General features: G+C 71.7%; 2 protein-coding genes. Both read right to left on the reverse strand.

The window, feature by feature from the left end:
• On the reverse strand, positions 1-457 hold a 457-nt coding region (locus AOK22_RS43645; protein ID WP_244165292.1), incomplete at its 3' end, for a class I SAM-dependent methyltransferase.
• A gap of 47 nt (positions 458-504) precedes the next feature.
• Positions 505-651 (reverse strand): LuxR C-terminal-related transcriptional regulator (locus tag AOK22_RS43650; RefSeq protein WP_244165293.1); only part of this gene is annotated, 147 nt, incomplete at its 5' end.

Here is a 651-nt window from a genome sequence, read left to right on the forward strand (position 1 = left end):
GGCGGTCCGCGGGGACGGCGCTCGCCAGCGGTGTGACGACGCAGACCGTGCCGCCGGGGCGCAGCAGTTCGCGCAGGCGGTTCAGGAGCCACGTGCGGTCGCGGAAGAAGGCGTAGCTGAGGCGGAAGGTGATCAGGTCGTACGCGTCGTGGGGCAGGGCGGCGAGGTCGTCTGTCTCGATGTCGTGGTGCAGGAAGCGCACGTCGGCGTCGGCCGGGGCCCGGGTCGCGGCGAAGTCGATGGCCGACCGCGCGTAGTCGACGGCGTCGACCGCGTACCCCATCTCGTGCAGATGGAGGGCGAGTTCGCCGAGGCCGCAGCCCACGTCGAGGGCGATGGCGGGCCGCTGCGGACGCAGGGCGGTGTCCAGTGCGGCGCGTTCGGCCTCGGTCAGGGGCCGGAAGCCCTTGCCGTGGGCGTAGTGGTCGTGCCACTCGGCCTGTTCCGTGTATCCCACTGAGGCGGCTCCTTGTGGTCGAGAAGGGAGAGGTGGGGGCGGGGGCTTCATGCCTGTTCCGTGGCCGCATGCGCGCCCACGCTGACCGGGCCGGTCTCGTACGCGACGATGACGGCCTTGACCCGGTCGCGGAGGCCCAGTTTGGCGAGGATACGGGCGACGTGGGTCTTGACCGTCGTCTCGGCGAGGTGGAG

The sequence above is a fragment of the Streptomyces silaceus genome (genome assembly GCF_001419745.1).
Lineage (GTDB): Bacteria > Actinomycetota > Actinomycetes > Streptomycetales > Streptomycetaceae > Streptomyces > Streptomyces silaceus.